Raw genomic sequence first — 13,786 nt, 5'->3', positions numbered from 1 at the left:
CGAGCCGCCCCAACTGTCCGCACGCGCCGATATCCTGTCGGCCACTCGGCAGGAGGGGACGCTATGGGGAAGCGTGACCAGCGGCGCAAGAGGCAGCGAGCGAAGCAGAAGGCCGCAGGGATACAGCGCGCCCAGAGCGCCGCTCCGAAGCCGGTCGAGCCGGAACGGGTCCTGTACCCCAGCGTGGACGAGCCGCTGCTCGAGGTGACCTTCCACGAGGACATCACCGACGAGGCGAAGGCCCTGTGCCGGGCCTACTGGGAGTTCACCGAGCCCGGTACCTGGGCGCGGAACGTAGCGGAGATCGGCCCGACCACGTTCGTGTACCGGACCGTGGCCGCCGCGTGCGAAGCGGCACTGCTGACCATCCTGTGCCCCAAGTGCACCACCCCGGTCACCGTGACCAGCCGCTCCGAGATGTCCGCGACAGGGCACTGGGGCGACTCCTTCCCGCGCAAGCCGGTCGCCGCGCGGGCAGCGTGTCGAGAATGCCGGGCGGCCGCCCAGGCCGAGGCGGCTGCTGCTGCGGCCCTCGAGCAGCAGCGCGCCGAGGAGGTGAAGCAGCGGAAGATCGAGAACGCTTCGAAGTGGATCGCCCAAAGTCTGAATGCCGACGAGCCGACGTCCTACCCCACTCCCCGGCGAGCGCTCGGTCTGCTCGCCATCGCTGAGATCCTCCAGAACAGTGGCCTTGACTCGCTGAGCCCTCTGAAGAGCCTGAAGTACACGATCACCGGCTCCACCGGCAGCGACATCGACCTCTGCCGGGAAATGTTTGAGGAGCACTGGCTAGCCGCCACGACTCCCGCCAAGCTCGACGCGTTCACCTTCGACGACGACGGCAACGCGACCAGCCTGTACATCGACGCCGTTTCATGGACATTCCCCCGCTGGCTCGGTTCCACCTCTCGTGAAGCCACAGCCACGGCGGCCGCGATGCTGAGCAAGTACCTGACGGAGCACACGGACACGATGCGGCGTATCGTGCAGCAGCTTGAGGCCGGCATGGTCGTCGATTACCTGGACGGGCTCCTCACCACTAGGTACAACGAATTGCCCATCCCCGAGAACCGGCTACCCGACGCCTACGAAATCGCGCTGACAGGCCTCCAGAGCGGCTACGCCCTGGAACAGATGATCGCCATGGCGTGGAGCGCGGCGTCCGCTGCCGTCTCATGGGGACAACGCACCCCCGGCTTGAAGGCCGGCGCCGTGTCATCCGGCTCCGTCACCAACCTCGAGCGTCAGCTCGGCTTCACCAGGGACCGCCCCGTCCAGTACTACGTCATTCCGAACTCGGTGCAGCGTCCCGCCATGTACAGCACGGCAGTCCGCTTCCTCACCGAACACAACGAGGTGGCAGTCAAGCCGCAGGGCTCGGACGACGAGCACCATGAGCCGGCCCTAGCGGCAAGCGCCACTTGGGCCGAGCCGTTCCCCGAGCAGCACCCCCAGGACGAATGGCCCTCTCACCCCGATGAGCTGATCACCGATTGCGCCGAGTGCGGCCGGGAGATCTACGGACCCGGCCTGTGCGAGGAGTGCCAGAAGCTGTGACGTCATCGCCGACGCCCCACCTCACACACCTGGAGGACCTGTGAAGCCGCGTTTCACCCTCGACCAGCACGCCGAGATGGGCCGCACCCTCGCCGGCCTCCGCGACGAACTCGCTCACCGCCGCACCGCCCTCCTCAACGCCTACCCGAGAAGCGGGCCCGAAGCGGCCCCCGCCCGGCATCTCGCCGACGCCATCGAAGCCGTCGACAAGGCGCGCAGCGCGCTCGAGGACCTCCACTACGCGGAGACCCCCGACATCGCCTCGACGGGCACGTACTGGCCGCAGGCGGAGAACCGGGCGACCATCGGCCACTGACCGCTGGCCGGCGAGCCCCGGGGGCGAGCGGTCCGTCCAGCGCGCCTTCCGGGTGAACCGCCGCGACTTCGAGCCCCTGCCGCGGTCGGTGCTCCCTACGCTGCGGGTCATGAGTCGCCGTATCGGCCGGGGCGGGCGGAAGGGCCAGACCCACACCGCCACCCCCACCCTCCGCTCCTACACCACCCCGCCGGCCTCCGCGGTCACCATCACCCGCGCGGACGGCACCGTCGAAGTCGTCCCCGCACAGAAGCCCAAGGCCACCCCCAAGCCGACCCGGCGGTCCCGCGCGAAGCGCAGCCCCGTCGTCTGCGCGATCTGCGGCAGGCCCATCAAGGGCGAGCCCGCACGGAGCACGGAACGCTGGACGAAGGGCAAGCCGGTCCACCCCGACGGCACCTGCGTGAAGAACACGCGCAAGGCGCCGAAGACGCCGAAGACGACCCCCGCGGCACGCTCCTCTCAGCCTCGCGCCGGCCGCACGACCGCCGAGGAGCGCCGGCAGATCCTCGGCGACGACGTGATCGAGCACATCCACCGCGAAGTAGCGGCCGCCCCCGCACCCACCGCCGAGGTCATCACCAACCTGCGCCGCATCCTGACCCGCCCGGCCGACGGCGCCCCGGCCGACACCCACCAGGCCCCCGCCGCACCCGCCGTGCAACCGGCCGCGTGGACGCAGGTCACCTGCCCGCGGTGCGGCGCCGCCCCCGGCAGGCTGTGCACCGTCCGCTCCGCGAAGGGCACCACCGTGTCCTCCAACGTGCCGCACCGGGAGCGGCCGCAGATCGTCCGCCGGGCCCTGGCCGCAGCTCGACGAAGGCAGCAACCGTAGGACCGCCGACCGCTACGCCAGGCCGGCCTGACCTTTCGCGCCCGGCGCCGTGTCAGTGCCCTCCGCTACGGTGGTTCGAGCACGATCCGGCTAGCCGCGTACCGCCGGTCGCCGCTCAGCCCGCGCCCACGCCGCGGGCAGCCCCGACAACCGGGGGCGGTCAAGGTCTCCAGGGGCCCGCGAAGGAACTGTTGCCTGCCTGCGGCCTCGACGTACACGGCCGGCGGAAGCGTGGGAGACCGCTGGGTCTGGAGTACGCATGTCGCCGAAGAAGCAGAGCACCGCGGCCCGCAAGGCCCGCGCCGCCGCCCGGAAGGGCGCGAAGTACACCGAGGCGCTGCGCAGCGCCTCCCCCGACCCCGCCGCCCCGGACTGGGACGACCTGGTGGTCTCCGCGTTGTCCGGCGTCGTCGCCGAGCACGGCGTCGTGCCCGTGACGGTGATCTGGGATGAGGACGCCCGCCACACGATGGTCCAGCGCGACAACGGCGTGCGGTGGGGCGTCGCCGAGCCCGCCGCCGACGGCGTCGTCATCCGCGAGGCGCGAGGCGACGTCGGGGTGGTGCCCAAGGGGACGCGGGTTCCTGTGCCGTACCGCCTGGACGACGGCCGGGTGGAGGTCGCCGCGCTGTGGCCGGTGGTCTGGTGCTCGAACGACCAGCCGTTCTGGCGGTACGTCCACAACGGCTGGTCGGTGGAGCAGCCCGGCACCTTCCCGGCCGCCCTCGATCCGGTGTGTCCCAGCCCGGACCTGCCGTACGAGGTGCGGGTCTACAGCGTGCCGGACGGCATCGTGGGAGAGGACCACACGGGTGGTGCGCCGAGCTGGTGGACGCGCGCCTGGTGCGACCGCCTCGACAAGGCCGTCCTCCTGGCGGACACGGCGGTCGCACACCGGCTGAGCATGCCGGAGCGTCCGGCTGGTGGTGACTGCGGCGTCCTGCGCGCCGAGGTCTGGAAGCACGCCACCTTCGATCTGGGCATCCTGCCCTCGCGGGTGCACCGGGCCGACGCCGCTCCGGACCGGCCGGTGGTACCCCGCCTGCCGTTCGACACCTGGCCCGAAGGGCGCCCGGCCTCCACGGAGCCGACTCCGGAGCCGACCTGGTTCCGAGGCGAGAAGCACCCGCCGACCTACGACCTGCGAGTGTGGTCGGAGGAGAGCAGCGGCTGGGAGACGCTCGGCTGGTTCGTCGGCGGCCGCACCCCGGCGAGCATCGCCGCCGCCCTCCTGCGCGTCGGCACCGGCGGCCCGTTCCCCTTCGCCGAGACATGGGGGCCGCGCCACCCGGACGCCTGGGCCCACGACTGGGCGCAGGAGGGCCGGGCGCTGATGGACCGCCACCCGGACGAGCCGTACGCCGAGCGTTCCGTCCGCTACGACGCGACCCGCCGGAGGGAGGAAGCGGAGCTGGCGGCCGCACTCGCCGCGCGCAGCCGCGGCGCGCTCACCGCCGAGCAGGCCACCGCCCGCCTGGCGGCCGGCGGACCGGAGTACCAGGACTTCTTGCGCGCCGGACAGATCTGCATCATGGACGCCCTCAACGAGAAGCGTGAGGCCGCCGAAGAGGGCAGCGACGAGCGGATGCGGATGCGTGAGGCGTTGGACGCCCTGGAGGAGCACCACCAGGTCAACGACTGGGTTATCGGCCTCACCCGCGCGCACATGGCCACCAACCGCCGCGACGCGCACTACACGGAGGACGCGAAGCGGTGGCGGGAGCGGGCGCTGGAGGAGTATCTGTCTCCCGGCAAGGACATCGACGGGGTCCCGGGTCTGCGTGCCTGAGGCCGAGCACTGGCCGTACCACGGGCCGGCGTCGTGCCCCCGCGTGGGCACGACGCCCCGCTGGACGCCCCAGGCTCTTCCGGACGGGCAGCGGTCGAGCCCCACGCGGCCGAGTGGCAGCCGGGCCGATCCCGCCCCGGGTGTCGGTGGCGGCTGCCAGACTCGAGCCCAGCAGGTCACCACCTCGATTCCGGAGCTGCCGCATGGACCTCGACCGCACCCCCGACCAGATCGCCCGCGCCGCCAGTGAGGAGATCCGGGCCCTGAACCACAGGACCCTCGCCCCCGGAGCGTTCCACGGCGACGACGGGTTCCGCGGCGTCGCCCCGGCCCGCCTCTCCAGCACCGTCCAGGGCATCCTCGAGCTCACCCAGCGCCTCCCGCAGACCATGCAGCAGCTCCGCCGCGGCCTGCGGCAGCTGGAGGAGGAGCAGGCGATCCGGATGACCACCGGCCGGGACCCCGACGAGGAGGTCGCGACCGCGCTGCGGGCCCTGCTGAACGCGGAGGAGGCGTTCAAGGCCGCCGAGCACGCGCTGCGCGTGGCCGGCGCCCCGATGTCCGCCATGGGCGGGTACATGGACGAGGAGCCGGCCGAGGACGACGCGCCCGTCTCCTGACCCCCGGCCCCGGCCACGCGGCGGGGGCCGTAACGCCGGGGCCCGCACGTTCGTTGGACCAGTCGGACACGCAGAAGCACAGCAGCCCCGGACACCTCCCCCTCGTGTCCGGGGCCCTCGCGCTGCGGGCCGGGGTTGGGTCTGCCAGACCGGCCCCGGTCCGCGCCCCTCCCCCCTGCGGGCGCCCGTCACCCCGCACACAGGAAGAGCCCCGGCCCACCGCCGGGGCTCTTCTCGTTGCCGGGCCGAGCAGGGCAATGCGCCGGCCGATCCGCTGCCACGATGACGAGGCGGAGTTTTCCTGGAAGCGCCCCCCGCACCTTGGGGAACAGCTGACCGGCCCCGGCCCCGTGCCGGGGCCGAGTTGTCCGCCCCCCACAACCACATAACCTCTTGCGTACGCACGTATATATGGATAGGGTCAGAGCCTTCCCACACCCACCCAGGAGACCGCCATGGCCTACCCCCAGCTCCTCACCCCGGAAGAGAAGCTCGCCGACGCCAAGGCCCGCCTCGCCCTCCCGGAGATCGTCTGCATCTGCGGCAGCACCCGCTTCATGGACGCCATGACCGCCGTCGACCAAGAGCTCACCTTCGCCGGCCACATCGTCGTCAAGCCCGGCTGCGACATGAAGAACCCCCACCCCCTGTGGGCCGACCCCGACACCGCTGACCGCGGCAAGCGGCGCCTCGACGGACTCCACCGCGCGAAGATCCGCCTCGCCGACCGGGTCCTCGTCGTCGGCGACTACATCGGCGACTCCACCCGCGCCGAGATCGACTACGCCCGCGCCCTGGGCAAGCCCGTCGCCTTCACCCACCCCGAAGTCGACCCCGCCGCCTGACCGGCCAGCCCCTCCACCGCACCCACGGCCGGGCCTGCCCCGGCAGCCACACCCCCGCCTGGCCACCCACCACCCACCAGGAGCACCCGATGACCCTCACCCACAGCCTCGACACCTCGGCCGGCCAGATCACCGTCCAGGCGACCGAACCCGCCCCCGGCCTCCACATCTACGAGACCCCGGCCAGCGTCAGCCCCCTCTCGCCGTACCGCTGGATCCTCGCCCACCACGAGGGCGCCGCCCTCGCCAGCTTCGAGACCGCCGACGCCGCCCACACCGCCGCCAAGGCCGTCGCCCCGCTCGCCGACTGGACCCGCAACGCGATGACGGCCGCCAACCAGATCGGACCGGGCGGCACCGAGCACCTGCTGCGGCTGCTCCGCGACGCGGGCGGCCAGCACCCCAACGCCTGACCGCATCCGGTTCCACAGCGCCGCGCGCGCACGAAGGAGCACCCACCCGTGATCCGCGACGACCGATTCCTGATCTCCCGCCGCCCCTACGCCGTCGACCTGACCAGCCTCCACACCCAGGCCCCGTCCCGGGCGCGCATCAACGCCGTCTGGTACCGGCGCCGCAACGGTTCCACCGTCGCCTGCATCGGCCACCTCTGGGACATCCAGCGCCCCCTCCCCACCAGCGCGGCCGAGTTCCTGGCCCGGCACGACGACGGCCGGTACGGCGGCAGGTGTGAGGGCCGGTGGGACGGCGCCTGGTACTGGGGCGCGCAGGAGCCCGCCGTGATGGAGCAGCACCTGGAGGTGCTGCGGCCGATGCTCGCCGCGTACCCGGCCGTGCCGCCCGGCTACGACGGCTGGTGGCGGTTCTGACCCACACGCAGAAGGGCCGCCCCCTCGCAGCAACCGAGGGGGCGGCCCGGCACCCATCCCACCACACCACCCCGAGGAGACACCCCGTGACCGACCTCGCCCGCATCCTCGACACCGGCCTCGGCTGGCTCTACGACACCGTGCAGCCCGACGACGCCCACCAGCAGCACCACGGCATCCAACTGCACCTGCCGGAGGCGAACCGCTGGTACGGCTTCTGCCCGTCCGGTGCGCAGCACCGTCCCGTCGTCTCCGTGGACGTCATCAACGTCGAGTGGGTCGACAACGGCCCCAACACCCAGCAGACGCCCGCCAACCCGCTGGAGCCCGGCGAACTGCCCACCCTCGTCCGGGAGCTGTACCGCCGCGGTTTCGAGTCCACCGGTACCTGGAACGGCCACCCGGGCGTCTCGGGCAGCGTCGGGCTCGTCCGGCCCGCGCACCCGAGGCTCGCCGCCGCGGTCGACCGATACCGCCACGGCTGCACCATCCACCCGGACCGCTCGGTGTTCTGCGACTGCGAGCAGTGGACCGCCGGGTTCCACCGCGTCGTCCACCCGGACCAGCGCACCACCCCGGCCGCCGCCCGGATCGCCGAGGAGACCCGCTGATGGCCGCCACCGACCTCCCCGCCCCCCTGATCTCCTACCTGGAGAAGCGGGACAACGACCGCGCCGAGGCCGCAGCCGCCCTCTGGGCCGCGCTCACGGACCGCGAGCGGGCCCTCGTCAAGGACGCGGCCGTCATGGGCTACGTCCAGGGCATGCAGCACCCCAGCGGCGAGCGGATCCCGAAGGACAGCCGGATCACCTACATCGTGGTCGACGCCTGCCGGGCCTTCCCCGACCTGTACCCGACCCTCGGCGTGGCCGCCGCCCCCGACGCCCGCCCCGCGTACTCCCGGTGGCGTGTCGAGACCCGTGACCCCGACGCCGACGAGTGGGCGCCCGGCATGCCCTTCGGCAGCTCCGACGAGGCGCACGCCCGCCGCGCGCTCCTCGACACCCACCACCCGAAGTGCCGCGACGGCCGGCCGGTGGAGCGCCGCGTCGTCCGGGAGACCACCACCTGGACCATCGAGGAGACCCGCTGATGGCCGCGCCCGCGCCCGACGAGGTCCGCCAGGTCGTCGTCCACCCCACCGTGTGGCCGCACTTCGAACGCTGGCTCGCCGCCCGCGGCCTCGTCCTGGCCCTGTTGCCGCTCGACGGCGACGACCTGCCGACCTACGTCATGACGCTCGCCGAACTCCCCTCCGAGCCCCCGCAGTGACCGCGGTCCTGTACCTCGTCGGCGTGTGGCTGGCCGTCTCGGCCACCACCGCCGGCGCCTACACCCTCACCCGCCGCATCCACGACTGGAGATACCGCCCGTGACCACCACCCCCGCCGAGACCCTGCGCGCCGCCGTCGAGAAGCTGCGCGCCCTGACGACGCACGCCACCAGCGGGCCCTGGCTCGCCACCCCCGACATCCTCGTTGGCGGCTGGGCCGTCGCCCAAGCGCCGCTCGCGCGTCCGGATGGTCCTTATCTGGCGGATTTTGTCCGCGAGGAGGACGCCCGCTACATCGCCACCATGCACCCCGGCGTCGGCGCCGCGCTCGCCGACTGGCTGGAGGCGACCGCCGAGCACCTGGCTGTATCCACTCACCCCGACTGGCAGGACACCGTTGCCGCCCTGCCCCTCGCGGTGGCCCGGCAGATCCTCGGCAGCCAGCCGTGACCGCCTGCTGGGAGGAACCGCCCCTCCCCGACGACGACGAGCCGGAGCCGCCCGAGACCGCCCTCATCGGCTACGGCCGCAGCCCCGCCCGCCGCGACACCCTCGCCGGCCGGACCATCCACGACGTCCTGGAGACCCTGTGACCCACGAGCCCGACGCCCAGCTCGTCATGCCCTTCGTGATCGTGCAGAGCAACGGCGGCCCCTACGACGACGCCGCATTCGTCGCCGGGGCCACCTGCGGACAGCTGATCGCCGAACTCGCCGCGCTGGCCGAGCACGGCGCCACGCCCCAGCCCCGCTACGTGCGCCCCGAGTACCTGCCCCAGATCGACCTGATCGCCATGCGCTACGGCTACGTCCTGCGCCCCGGCGAAGTCGACGACGCATCCGGCTACCAGTGGGTCGACTTCACCCTCGACGAGGAGGAGGGGGCGTGACCGCCACCGAGCCGCCCCGCCGCCCCCGGCTGGACGAGATGACCGACGACATGCTCGACGCCCTGTACGACCGGCTGGAGGCCGCTGAGACGCCGTGCCAGGACTGCCACGCCCCGGGCGGCGTCGGTGAGTGCGGCCAGCACGACGAGCCCATCTCGGTCAGCCGCCGCTACCAGTACGCCAAGGCGATCCACCGGTACGACAATCACCACGGCCTCAGCGTGAACGACGTGCCGTCCGCTCACCACCTCGGCGAGGCCGACGCCGTGCTGGCCGTGCGGGACGACGAGATGCAGCAGCTGCGCGCCCGCGTCGTGACGCTGGAGCACGTCGCCGCCGGCAACAAGCGGCACGTCCAGGCGATTCTCCCGGACCTGTGGGCCGCCGAGGCTGCCCTCGACCGCGTGCGTGCCGCCACCGACACCCCGCCGCCGCCCGGATCGCCCACCACCGGGGCCTGGCCGGGCGGCTGGGACGCCGCGATGGAAACCGTCCGCATCGCCCTCGACGGGCCCGCCGGCCCCACCCCGGCCGCTGGCACCGTCCGCCGCGCCGTCGAGTACCTCCTCCAGACTCAGCAGCCCGACGGCACCTGGGAGATGAGCAGCGGCCCGAACCAGGACCGGACCGTCGCCGAGCAGCGGCTCCAGCGCCACCGCGAGCGCATGCCCGACTTCGTCCACCGCCTCGTCGAGCGCATTACCACCGTCACCGTCCGGCAGCTGGCCGAGCAGCAGCCGGCCGTGCACATCGGCGGCAGAGGCAACGCCGAGGACTGCCCCGCCTGCCGCCCGGAGATCGACAAGACGGTCCTCTACCCGTGGATTTGCCCCGGGCAGCCCGACCCGCAGTCCTGACCCCCGCCGGGGCGCCGCCCCTACCAGCCCCCCCCCCCCCCGGTCCCGCACCCCAGAGGAGAGAACCGTGACCCGAGTCTTCTACGACTGCGAGTTCCTCGAGGACGGCCGCACCATCGACCTGATCAGCATCGGCATGGTCCGCGAGAACGACGGCGCCGAGCTGTACCTCGTCAACCGCGACATGCCCATCAGGAAGATCCGCAAGCACCCGTGGCTGATGAAGAACGTCGTGCCGGGCCTGCCCCGGGCCCACGGCGACAGGATCCTCCACATGCCGAAGTCGTGGCTGTTCGACTACGCCCACCCGGCCGTCCAGCCCCGCGACGTCATCGCGAGCCGCGTCCGCCGGTTCATCACCGACACCCCCGACCCGCAGCTGTGGGCCTGGTACGGCGCCTACGACCACGTCGTCCTCGCCCAGCTCTTCGGCCGCATGATCGACCTCCCCACCGGGATCCCGATGTGGACGAACGACCTGCGCCAGGAGGCCGAGCGGCTCGGCAACCCGCAGCTGCCCGAACAGCCCGACGGCCTGCACAACGCCCTCGCCGACGCCCGCCACAACCTCGCACGCGCCCGCTTCCTCGACCAGCTCGCCCGGTCCTGAGCAACGCGGCGGGGCGCGCCCACAGACCTCCCCAGGCCGGACGCGCCCCGAACGATCCACCACCGTACCCAAGGAGACGCCCATGCCCCGCTTCGCCAGCCAGGCCCGCCTGCGGGCCATCGCCGACTGGCTGACCGCCAACCACGTCGACCCGGGCACCGTCGTCCAGCACGGCATGATCCGCGTCATCACCCAGCCGGACGGCGAGCAGCTCCTGCGCTACGACGCATACCTCCTCGACCGCGGGCACACGCGCTACGGCCCCGTCATCGAGGAGCGCACCACCCCGCTCCTCGTCCCCCCGCCCGACACCTGGCCGACGTAACCCGCGACCCGTCCAGCCGGCCCCAGAGAGACACCGGTGAGGGCCTTGACCATCCCCCAGCCCTACGCCCACGCCACCACGCAGGAGGTGCCCCGGTGACCACCATCGACGACCGCGACGCGATGGCCCGCTACGACCAGCTCACCACCCGCGTCTACGCGGAGCGCCGCATGCCGGCCGGAACCCGCGACCTGATCCTCGCCCTCGGCTGGGTCACCCTCCGCGACCCGCGCCGCCACGACCCCACCCTCGGCACCTGGACCCGGACCCGGGACATCCTCAACGCCGACAACAAGCGCATGTGGCAGCTCATCGCCGACGACGTCCCCCGCTACGACTCACGTCTCCACGACAACAGCCCGCGGGGCTGCCAGGCGCCCATGGTCCGCGCGAAGCGCCTGTGCGGCCGCACCACGCTCATCGGGTTCTGCGAGTTCGACCCCGTCACCGGCTGGGCCCGGTCCTGGGGGTTCTGCGGGCGGCCCCGCTGCCGGGAGTACGGCCGGCCGATCGAAGAACGCGCCCGAGGCTCCCTCGCCCGCGCGCCGGAGCCGATCCCGAACCTCGGCGGTCTGCTGCCGCTGTTCTTCGCCTCGAACTGGGAGGCGAAGTACCGCAAGGCGATGGAGCTGATCCGGCACACCTCCGGCTGGGAGCCGCCGTCGTACGGCCTCTCCGCCGACGAGTGGCCCGAGGTGCCAGGGCAGGAGAAGCCGAAGGCGTTCCCCAAGCTCCGGCTCGTCGCCTCCGACGGCGAGATCCTCCAGCCGACCCGGCCCGCCCTGATCTGACCTACTCGCCTTCCGCAGGGGGATGCATGACACCGTCGAGGGCCCGGGCCCGGATCAGGGCCGCCGAGGAGCGCCTGGCCGCGCCGCCGCCGGACCGGCTGGACGGGCAGACCACCATCGCGCTGGCGTGGGTGCAGGGCACCCTGTGGGGCGACCCGCCGCCCCCGGCCGCGCCCACGCCGCCCACACCGTCCCGCGCGCCGGTCGCGTCCCGGCCGAGGCGCCAGCCCCGCCCGCCGCGGCGGCGCACCTACCTGTTCGACTTCCCTGCCCGACCGGCCACCCGGCCCCGCCGCGACTACGTCGCCCGGCGCCGCATCACCGACGTCCCCCTGACCGTCCACCTCCTGTGACCCGCACCCGGGGCCCGCCGAGGCTACGATCACCGGCAACCACACGAGGGGGCCCAGTGGGTGAGATGCGGAAGATTTGGACCGAGGCGCCGTCGGCGACCAAGAAGGTCACCTACATCGGCGTCCCCCTGGGCCTGGCCCTCGCTGCGCTCGGCATCGCCGGCGACAAGGGCGGGTGGTGGGAGGGCTGGTCCTACGTCACAAACCTGCTCTCCAGCCTGACCGGCCTGTGCTTCGCCGTGCCGTTCGCCCTGCTCATACTCAACTACCTGGCCGAGCCGCACGCCGAGGCCGCCCAGCGTCGGGCGGCCTGGCGTCTCGCCGAGAGAACCGTCGCCGAGTACGACGCCACACGGGAACGCATCCAAGCGATGTGCCGCGAACTCGCCTGGCTCGAGACCGCAGACTGGACGGACGACCCGGTCGAGGTCCACAACCGCATGCAACCCGTGATCATGAATTACTGGCGGGACATCCGGGCCCTGCACAACACGTGGGAGGACCTGCGCGACACCGTGCGCCCGCGCCTGCGCGAGAACGGGGCACACCTTCACCTCACGATGGACCCGCTGAAGGACTACGACCGCCTGGTGCGCCGCGTGTACGACGAAGCCGACCAGTTCCTGACGAACTCCTCCCAGAACGCTGCTCTCGTCCCGATTGCCAAGGACTGGTACACCACCACGGTGTTCATGATTGGCGTCCGGGCGTACCCGCTCAAGGACCTCACCCCGTCCGACTCGGACTCGTAGCTCCCGGCGCCCGCCCCGGCCCGCTGCGGCTACGGGCCGGTCCGGGCCACGTCGTCGACGAGCCTGCGGTCCGGGGAGCGCACCCACCGCGCCGCCAACGCCGGCAGCGACGGCGCCCCCCACACCGACTTCAGGTACTGCACCTCCGCCGTCAACCTGCGCAGGCTGATCCCCAGCCGGGCCGCGGTCGCCTGCTGCATCACCCCGTTCTCCAGGTCCAGCAGGATCTCCCGCTGAAGCGCCGTCGTACGCAGCGGCGCCCCCGCCCCCAGCCCGCCGCCGTCCGCGGGCCGGCCCTCGCCCTCCCACTGCTCCGACCGGCGCCACACCTCCTCGAACACCTCGACGATGAAGGCGACCATCGCCCGGTCCCGGACATGCCGCGCGGCGTGCGGCGCCGCGTCCTCCACCAGCGGCTCGGAGATGAACGCCTCCCGCCGGTCGATGATCACCATGCGGGGGAACGGGCCGATCTGCGTACGGAACTCCGCCCCTCGCCCCGACATCACCGACGCGTACTCCCGCGTCACCACGTCGTCGCGGACCACGTCCCGGTACAGCGACCGGATCCGCACCCCCCGCGCGAGCGCTCCGCCGTCCTGCTCCAGGGCCGCTGCGACCTGCTCCCGGGTTCGCGAGCCCCCGGGCTGGGCGGTCAGCAGCTCCACCTCGGCGCTGCCCAGCGCCTGCCCGATCCGCGCGTTCACCAGCGACACCTCGGCGAGAAACTCGCTCGCCGGGCCGGACCACCACTTCGACCGCTCGAACTCCCCGCTCAGCTCCGCGGCCATCCGCGGCACCCTCGCCAGGGCTTCCGCGGCCTCCGCCAGGGCCTGCAGGCCGGCGTCCACGCGGTGCCGGGCCGCTTGCTGCGGGTCCAGGACGACCGGCGTGCCCGGCGCGGCCGGGTCCACGGCCACCAGGTCCCAGGCAGCCAGCTCCTCCAGCACCGCCTTGTCCCCGTCGCCGACGGGCTCCTGACGGGCGATCCGGGCGTACAGGCGCCGCGCCTCGTCGGACAATCCTCGTGGAACTTTGTCGAACCCACCCATTTCTGATCATGCCCCCGTCATCTTCTGCGAGTACACGCACTGCCAGCGCACGCAACACCTTGTAGTTGAACCGCGCACGCTTCGTGAGGGAG

At 72.7% G+C, this 13,786-nt stretch carries 21 protein-coding genes; 20 read left to right on the top strand and 1 reads right to left on the bottom strand.

All coding sequences use genetic code 11. The annotated features are described in order from the left end of the window. Window positions 1-63: 63 nt before the first annotated feature. The 20 genes from LPA54_RS24460 to LPA54_RS24365 all read left to right on the top strand — a co-directional run bounded on the left by LPA54_RS24460 (window position 64) and on the right by LPA54_RS24365 (window position 12,642). Window positions 64-1,557 (top strand): hypothetical protein, encoded by a 1,494-nt coding sequence (locus tag LPA54_RS24460; RefSeq protein ID WP_228981455.1) that lies wholly within the window; start codon window positions 64-66, stop codon window positions 1,555-1,557. A 40-nt stretch (window positions 1,558-1,597) separates the two neighbouring features. Then, entirely contained in the window at window positions 1,598-1,873 is a 276-nt protein-coding gene (locus tag LPA54_RS24455; RefSeq protein ID WP_228981453.1) for a hypothetical protein, read from the top strand. A gap of 109 nt (window positions 1,874-1,982) precedes the next feature. After that, complete coding sequence (locus LPA54_RS24450; RefSeq protein ID WP_228981450.1) at window positions 1,983-2,708, top strand: hypothetical protein; 726 nt, start codon at window positions 1,983-1,985, stop codon at window positions 2,706-2,708. A 259-nt stretch (window positions 2,709-2,967) separates the two neighbouring features. Further along, a complete protein-coding gene (locus LPA54_RS24445; RefSeq protein WP_228981449.1) occupies window positions 2,968-4,497 on the top strand; it encodes a hypothetical protein in 1,530 nt (509 codons plus the stop codon). Between the two features lie 203 nt (window positions 4,498-4,700). Next, entirely contained in the window at window positions 4,701-5,117 is a 417-nt protein-coding gene (locus tag LPA54_RS24440; RefSeq protein WP_228981448.1) for a hypothetical protein, read from the top strand. A 455-nt stretch (window positions 5,118-5,572) separates the two neighbouring features. Further along, on the top strand, window positions 5,573-5,962 hold the full coding sequence (locus LPA54_RS24435; protein WP_228981445.1) for a hypothetical protein: 390 nt from the start codon (window positions 5,573-5,575) through the stop codon (window positions 5,960-5,962). 89 nt (window positions 5,963-6,051) lie between these two features. After that, window positions 6,052-6,375 (top strand): hypothetical protein, encoded by a 324-nt coding sequence (locus LPA54_RS24430; protein WP_228981444.1) that lies wholly within the window; start codon window positions 6,052-6,054, stop codon window positions 6,373-6,375. Window positions 6,376-6,423: 48 nt separating this feature from the next. Then, complete coding sequence (locus LPA54_RS24425) at window positions 6,424-6,792, top strand: hypothetical protein (protein ID WP_228981442.1); 369 nt, start codon at window positions 6,424-6,426, stop codon at window positions 6,790-6,792. An 86-nt stretch (window positions 6,793-6,878) separates the two neighbouring features. Continuing rightward, entirely contained in the window at window positions 6,879-7,403 is a 525-nt protein-coding gene (locus tag LPA54_RS24420) for a hypothetical protein (protein ID WP_228981440.1), read from the top strand. Then, a complete protein-coding gene (locus LPA54_RS24415; RefSeq protein WP_228981438.1) occupies window positions 7,403-7,885 on the top strand; it encodes a hypothetical protein in 483 nt (160 codons plus the stop codon). The genes LPA54_RS24420 and LPA54_RS24415 overlap by 1 nt, the downstream gene beginning before the upstream one ends. Beyond that, window positions 7,885-8,064 carry a hypothetical protein gene (locus LPA54_RS24410; RefSeq protein ID WP_228981436.1) on the top strand — a complete coding sequence of 60 codons (180 nt, stop codon included), beginning with the start codon at window positions 7,885-7,887 and terminating at the stop codon, window positions 8,062-8,064. The genes LPA54_RS24415 and LPA54_RS24410 overlap by 1 nt, the downstream gene beginning before the upstream one ends. A 100-nt stretch (window positions 8,065-8,164) precedes the next feature. Further along, window positions 8,165-8,515, top strand: coding sequence for a hypothetical protein (locus tag LPA54_RS24405; protein ID WP_228981434.1), 351 nt, complete (start codon window positions 8,165-8,167; stop codon window positions 8,513-8,515). After that, window positions 8,512-8,658 carry a hypothetical protein gene (locus tag LPA54_RS24400; protein ID WP_228981432.1) on the top strand — a complete coding sequence of 49 codons (147 nt, stop codon included), beginning with the start codon at window positions 8,512-8,514 and terminating at the stop codon, window positions 8,656-8,658. The genes LPA54_RS24405 and LPA54_RS24400 overlap by 4 nt, the downstream gene beginning before the upstream one ends. Next, on the top strand, window positions 8,655-8,954 hold the full coding sequence (locus LPA54_RS24395) for a hypothetical protein (protein WP_228981430.1): 300 nt from the start codon (window positions 8,655-8,657) through the stop codon (window positions 8,952-8,954). The genes LPA54_RS24400 and LPA54_RS24395 overlap by 4 nt, the downstream gene beginning before the upstream one ends. After that, window positions 8,951-9,811, top strand: coding sequence for a hypothetical protein (locus tag LPA54_RS24390; protein WP_228981428.1), 861 nt, complete (start codon window positions 8,951-8,953; stop codon window positions 9,809-9,811). The genes LPA54_RS24395 and LPA54_RS24390 overlap by 4 nt, the downstream gene beginning before the upstream one ends. 67 nt (window positions 9,812-9,878) lie before the next feature. Continuing rightward, a complete protein-coding gene (locus LPA54_RS24385; protein WP_228981426.1) occupies window positions 9,879-10,421 on the top strand; it encodes a 3'-5' exoribonuclease in 543 nt (180 codons plus the stop codon). An 82-nt stretch (window positions 10,422-10,503) separates the two neighbouring features. Then, on the top strand, window positions 10,504-10,746 hold the full coding sequence (locus tag LPA54_RS24380) for a hypothetical protein (protein WP_228981424.1): 243 nt from the start codon (window positions 10,504-10,506) through the stop codon (window positions 10,744-10,746). Window positions 10,747-10,841: 95 nt separating this feature from the next. Then, complete coding sequence (locus LPA54_RS24375; protein WP_228981421.1) at window positions 10,842-11,537, top strand: hypothetical protein; 696 nt, start codon at window positions 10,842-10,844, stop codon at window positions 11,535-11,537. A 26-nt stretch (window positions 11,538-11,563) separates the two neighbouring features. After that, on the top strand, window positions 11,564-11,890 hold the full coding sequence (locus tag LPA54_RS24370; RefSeq protein ID WP_228981419.1) for a hypothetical protein: 327 nt from the start codon (window positions 11,564-11,566) through the stop codon (window positions 11,888-11,890). Between the two features lie 65 nt (window positions 11,891-11,955). Next, on the top strand, window positions 11,956-12,642 hold the full coding sequence (locus LPA54_RS24365) for a hypothetical protein (RefSeq protein ID WP_228981418.1): 687 nt from the start codon (window positions 11,956-11,958) through the stop codon (window positions 12,640-12,642). 29 nt (window positions 12,643-12,671) lie between these two features. Here LPA54_RS24365 and LPA54_RS24360 read toward each other — a convergent pair whose 3' ends face one another. Then, a complete protein-coding gene (locus LPA54_RS24360) occupies window positions 12,672-13,664 on the bottom strand; it encodes a hypothetical protein (RefSeq protein WP_228981416.1) in 993 nt (330 codons plus the stop codon). Between the last annotated feature and the right edge of the window lie 122 nt (window positions 13,665-13,786).

It is taken from the genome of Streptomyces sp. DH12 (genome assembly GCF_020873895.1).
GTDB lineage: Bacteria > Actinomycetota > Actinomycetes > Streptomycetales > Streptomycetaceae > Streptomyces.
This window is presented reverse-complemented; position numbering and strand designations above follow the sequence as displayed.

Coding starts and splice junctions, on each gene's coding strand:
- LPA54_RS24460 (WP_228981455.1), top strand. CDS start 64: ATGGGGAAGCGTGACCAGCGGCGCAAGAGGCAGCGAGCGAAGCAGAAG.
- LPA54_RS24450 (WP_228981450.1), top strand. CDS start 1,983: ATGAGTCGCCGTATCGGCCGGGGCGGGCGGAAGGGCCAGACCCACACC.
- LPA54_RS24445 (WP_228981449.1), top strand. CDS start 2,968: ATGTCGCCGAAGAAGCAGAGCACCGCGGCCCGCAAGGCCCGCGCCGCC.
- LPA54_RS24440 (WP_228981448.1), top strand. CDS start 4,701: ATGGACCTCGACCGCACCCCCGACCAGATCGCCCGCGCCGCCAGTGAG.
- LPA54_RS24435 (WP_228981445.1), top strand. CDS start 5,573: ATGGCCTACCCCCAGCTCCTCACCCCGGAAGAGAAGCTCGCCGACGCC.
- LPA54_RS24430 (WP_228981444.1), top strand. CDS start 6,052: ATGACCCTCACCCACAGCCTCGACACCTCGGCCGGCCAGATCACCGTC.
- LPA54_RS24415 (WP_228981438.1), top strand. CDS start 7,403: ATGGCCGCCACCGACCTCCCCGCCCCCCTGATCTCCTACCTGGAGAAG.
- LPA54_RS24410 (WP_228981436.1), top strand. CDS start 7,885: ATGGCCGCGCCCGCGCCCGACGAGGTCCGCCAGGTCGTCGTCCACCCC.
- LPA54_RS24380 (WP_228981424.1), top strand. CDS start 10,504: ATGCCCCGCTTCGCCAGCCAGGCCCGCCTGCGGGCCATCGCCGACTGG.
- LPA54_RS24370 (WP_228981419.1), top strand. CDS start 11,564: ATGACACCGTCGAGGGCCCGGGCCCGGATCAGGGCCGCCGAGGAGCGC.
- LPA54_RS24365 (WP_228981418.1), top strand. CDS start 11,956: ATGCGGAAGATTTGGACCGAGGCGCCGTCGGCGACCAAGAAGGTCACC.